This window comes from Pseudonocardia sp. UM4_GMWB1, from assembly GCF_017312155.1.
GTDB lineage: Bacteria > Actinomycetota > Actinomycetes > Mycobacteriales > Pseudonocardiaceae > Pseudonocardia > Pseudonocardia alni.
Window position 1 is genome coordinate 1 of sequence record NZ_QJPN01000004.1, and the last position, 3,297, is coordinate 3,297.

Genomic DNA, 3,297 nt, shown 5'->3' on the forward strand with positions numbered 1-3,297 from the left:
CGGTCGAGGGGCCGGTGCACGCCGCCGTCGTCGACCACGGGCTGCAGGGCGGGTCCGCGGAGCGCTCGGCGGGGCTCGCCACGCTGCTGCGCGGGCTCGGGGTGACGGCGACGGTGCACCCGGTCGTCGTCGGCGCCGCGGGCGGCCCCGAGGCCGCGGCCCGGGCCGCCCGGTACACGGCGCTGCGGGCGGCGCGGCCGACGCCCGTCGTCGCCGGTGCTGCTCGGGCACACCCTCGACGACCAGGCCGAGACGGTCCTGCTGGGCCTCGGCCGGGGCTCCGGGGCCCGGTCGCTGTCCGGGATGCGCGAGTGGACCGAGCCGTGGCTGCGCCCGCTGCTCGGGGTGCGCCGGGCCGACACCGTCGCCGCCCTGCGCGGCCGCCGGCGTCGCGGCCTGGGCCGACCCGCACAACGCCGACCCCCGCTTCGTCCGCTCCCGGCTGCGCCACGAGGTGCTGCCGCTGCTGGAGGACGTCCTGGGCGGCGGGGTCGCGGCCGCGCTCGCCCGCACCGGCGGACCAGCTCCACGACGACGACGCCGCCCTCTCCGTCGCCGCGGCCCGGCTGCTGTCCGCGGCCCGCGTGACCACGGACGGTGAGCGGAATGCACCGGCGGGGGGGACCGGGCCGGGTGATTCCGGCGACAACGGCTCACCACCGGGTACCGCCGCGACCGACCCGACCGGGGCCACGGCGGGGGTCGGGGAGGCCGTCGGCACCGCGCTCGACACCGGTGTACTGGCCGCTGCCGAGCCCGCCGTACGGCGCCGGGTCCTGCGGGAATGGCTCGCCGGAGCGGGCGCGCGGGCCCTCACCGACGCGCAGCTGCGGGCGGCCGACGAACCTCGTCGGAGCCTGGCGCGGGCAGGGCGGACCGGCGGTGGGCGGCGGCTTGGTGCTGACCCGCGCCCGTGGCAGGCTCGTGCTGCGCCGCCGCAGCCGGCCGCGTGACCGGGCGTGACCGCGGGTCCGGTGGAGGCGTCGACCGGGCCGTCACACGGTCCGTGCGAGGGGGTCGGGTGTACGACGGGGACATCTCCTCGGTGCTGGTCACCGAGGAGCAGGTGCGCGAGAAGACCGCGGAGCTGGCGCAGCAGGTCGCCGGTGACTACGCCGACCTCGTGCGCGACGGCCGCGAGTCCGACCTCGTGCTGATCGGCGTCCTCAAGGGCGCCGTCATGTTCATGACCGACTTCGCCCGCGCGCTGCCCATCCGGCCCAGCTCGAGTTCATGGCGGTCAGCTCCTACGGCTCGTCGACCTCGTCGTCGGGTGTCGTGCGGATCCTCAAGGACCTCGACCGCGACATCGGCCGGGCGGCACGTTCTGATCGTCGAGGACATCATCGACTCGGGGCTGACCCTGAACTGGCTGCTGGGCAACCTGCAGACCCGCTCGCCCGCGTCGCTGGAGGTCGTGACGCTCCTCCGCAAGCCGGACGCGGTGAAGGTCGACGTCCCGGTCCGGTATGTCGGCTTCGACATCCCGAACGAGTTCGTCGTCGGCTACGGCCTCGACTACGCCGAGCGCTACCGCGACCTGCCCTACATCGGCACGCTCGACCCGTCGGTCTACGCCTGAGCGCGGCTCAGCCGAGCCCGGGCCCGGCGGGTGTGGCCAGCGCGCCGCGGGTCCACCCCGGCCGGGGCCGCGGTGAACGCGGGCCCGCCGGCGAGCGTCAGACCGGCCGGACCGTCGGTGCGGGCTGCGTAGTCGAGGCCGTAGCCGACGACGAACTCGTTCGGGATGTCGAAGCCGGACATACCGGACCGGGACGTCGACCTTCACCGCGTCCCGGCTTGCGGAGGAGCGTCACGACCTCCAGCGACGCGGGCGAGCGGGTCTGCAGGTTGCCCAGCAGCCAGTTCAGGGTCAGCCCCGAGTCGATGATGTCCTCGACGATCAGAACGTGCCGCCCGGCGATGTCGCGGTCGAGGTCCTTGAGGATCCGCACGACACCCGACGACGAGGTCGACGAGCCGTAGGAGCTGACCGCCATGAACTCGAGCTGGGCCGGGATGGGCAGCGCGCGGGCGAAGTCGGTCATGAACATGACGGCGCCCTTGAGGACGCCGATCAGCACGAGGTCGGACTCGCGGCCGTCGCGCACGAGGTCGGCGTAGTCACCGGCGACCTGCTGCGCCAGCTCCGCGGTCTTCTCGCGCACCTGCTCCTCGGTGACCAGCACCGAGGAGATGTCCCCGTCGTACACCCGACCCCCTCGCACGGACCGTGTGACGGCCCGGTCGACGCCTCCACCGGACCCGCGGTCACGGCCCGGTCAGCGGCCGGCTGCGGCGGCGCAGCACGAGCCTGCCACGGGCGCGGGTCAGCACCAAGCCGCCGCCCACCGCCGGTCCGCCCTGCCCCGCGCCAGGCTCCGACGAGGTCGTCGGCCGCCCGCAGCTGCGCGTCGGTGAGGGCCCGCGCGCCCGCTCCGGCGAGCCATTCCCGCAGGACCCGGCGCCGTACGGCGGGCTCGGCAGCGGCCAGTACACCGGTGTCGAGCGCGGTGCCGACGGCCTCCCCGACCCCCGCCGTGGCCCCGGTCGGGTCGGTCGCGGCGGTACCCGGTGGTGAGCCGTTGTCGCCGGAATCACCCGGCCCGGTCCCCCCCGCCGGTGCATTCCGCTCACCGTCCGTGGTCACGCGGGGCCGCGGACAGCAGCCGGGCCGCGGCGACGGAGAGGGCGGCGTCGTCGTCGTGGAGCTGGTCCGCGGTGCGGGCGAGCGCGGCCGCGACCCCGCCGCCCAGGACGTCCTCCAGCAGCGGCAGCACCTCGTGGCGCAGCCGGGAGCGGACGAAGCGGGGGTCGGCGTTGTGCGGGTCGGCCCAGGCCGCGACGCCGGCGGCCGCGCAGGCGGCGACGGTGTCGGCCCGGCGCACCCCGAGCAGCGGGCGCAGCCACGGCTCGGTCCACTCGCGCATCCCGGACAGCGACCGGGCCCCGGAGCCCCGGCCGAGGCCCAGCAGGACCGTCTCGGCCTGGTCGTCGAGGGTGTGCCCGAGCAGCACCGGCGACGACGGCGTCGGCCGCGCCGCCCGCAGCGCCGTGTACCGGGCGGCCCGGGCCGCGGCCTCGGGGCCGCCCGCGGCGCCGACGACGACCGGGTGCACCGTCGCCGTCACCCCGAGCCCGCGCAGCAGCGTGGCGAGCCCCGCCGAGCGCTCCGCGGACCCGCCCTGCAGCCCGTGGTCGACGACGGCGGCGTGCACCGGCCCCTCGACCGCCTCCCGGACGGCGAGCACCAGCGCGGTGGAGTCGGCCCCGCCGGAGCAGGCGACCAGCGGCGGG

Annotated in this window: 2 protein-coding genes and 3 pseudogenes; 2 read left to right on the plus strand and 3 right to left on the minus strand. The window is 76.8% G+C overall.

Translation table 11 applies throughout. The features are described from left to right. The first annotated feature begins 14 nt into the window (after positions 1-14). Positions 15-963: pseudogene (gene tilS / locus DMP15_RS30495) on the plus strand (tRNA lysidine(34) synthetase TilS). A 58-nt stretch (positions 964-1,021) separates the two neighbouring features. Continuing rightward, positions 1,022-1,582, plus strand: coding sequence for a hypoxanthine phosphoribosyltransferase (gene hpt / locus DMP15_RS30015; protein ID WP_337827003.1), 561 nt, complete (start codon positions 1,022-1,024; stop codon positions 1,580-1,582). A 119-nt stretch (positions 1,583-1,701) separates the two neighbouring features. Here the strand turns inward: hpt (DMP15_RS30015) and hpt (DMP15_RS30020) are convergent. The 3 genes and pseudogenes from hpt (DMP15_RS30020) to tilS (DMP15_RS30030) all read right to left on the minus strand — a co-directional run. Then, positions 1,702-2,189: pseudogene (gene hpt / locus DMP15_RS30020) on the minus strand (hypoxanthine phosphoribosyltransferase); the annotation flags it as partial. After that, entirely contained in the window at positions 2,078-2,650 is a 573-nt protein-coding gene (locus DMP15_RS30500; protein WP_443217724.1) for a TilS substrate-binding domain-containing protein, read from the minus strand. The pseudogene hpt (DMP15_RS30020) and the gene DMP15_RS30500, both read right to left, overlap by 112 nt. 16 nt (positions 2,651-2,666) lie before the next feature. Beyond that, positions 2,667-3,297, minus strand: a pseudogene (gene tilS, locus DMP15_RS30030) (tRNA lysidine(34) synthetase TilS); the annotation flags it as partial.